The following is a 953-nucleotide window of genomic DNA, read 5'->3' on the forward strand; positions in this document are numbered from 1 at the left end:
ACGGCGTCGCAGTTTTGTATCAATGTGTTGCTGATAGACAAAAAAGCCCGACCCAGGGGAGATGATCCTGGGCCGGGCGCTTCTGCATCGAGCAATACGGGGCGGTGTCGCTCGATGCAGTTATCGGATCAATACGGTGGAACGAACAAGAGTTCCACTACTGGGTCGAGCCATCGCTGGCTGATTGTGCCCGCCATCCAGCGCGTCAATCCACACCGCAATCGAGCAGATCGCGCCTGCGCTGCTCGGAGTTTTCCAGGGCCTCGTCTTGCCAGCTGACCTCGGGCGGATCCGTATCCGCCCTGACCGGCCGCGCGCCCGGCATGTACAGGCTGCGCGGGTCGGCGGACAGCGAAGCCCGTCGTTTCGGGATCCTGGTCGCAGTCCTGGGCCTGCTGATCGGCCCAGGCGACCGCGGGGCCCGCGCAGACGACCATGGCCGCGGCGATCGCGAGCAGCTTTTTCATAGGGGTCCTGATGGGCCAACGTCGGCGGACGTACCGCACCGGCGGTAGGGCCGGACGGCTTAATGAGGGCTTGCGACAGCGGCCACACGTGCGTGAGCGGGGCAGACATGCGTGACCGCCCTGGCCAAGGTGCGCGGTATCACCGTCACACCAGCGCGTAGCTCGACAGGCCTACTGGCCCATGCAGTGGTTGAAGAACAGGCGCTCCTGGCCGACGTCGGCGTGCTTTTCATAGGCGTAATCGCGGGCCCGGGTTCGGCAGACCACCGCGCCCGCATTTGCCGGGGTGTTAGCCGCCGCCGCATGCCGCCGCCCATGCGCACGTTGCGCCCAACTGGGGGCGGCCGTCACGGTGGGCACCGCGATTGCCAGGGCGAGGATCAGGATCGGACGGAGTAGGCGCATGCGGTTCACATAGTGCCGCGCGCCCTCGGTCACGGCAACTTGTTGCCGTGGATCGAAGCCAAGTTCTCAATGGGCAATCGC

1 protein-coding gene is annotated in these 953 nt (G+C 65.7%); it reads right to left on the bottom strand.

Annotated elements, in window-relative coordinates:
• Positions 1–638 precede the first annotated feature (638 nt).
• The gene (locus MKK69_RS25825; protein ID WP_243972691.1) at positions 639–872 is read right to left on the bottom strand and encodes a hypothetical protein; all 234 of its coding nucleotides are present in this window, start codon (positions 870–872) and stop codon (positions 639–641) included.
• Between the last annotated feature and the right edge of the window lie 81 nt (positions 873–953).

It is taken from the genome of Methylobacterium sp. J-026 (assembly GCF_022829585.1).
Lineage (GTDB): Bacteria > Pseudomonadota > Alphaproteobacteria > Rhizobiales > Beijerinckiaceae > Methylobacterium.

What these genes read in the sequence shown, in the direction of transcription:
- MKK69_RS25825 (WP_243972691.1), bottom strand. Translation starts at nt 872, where the DNA reads ATGCGCCTACTCCGTCCGATCCTGATCCTCGCCCTGGCAATCGCGGTG.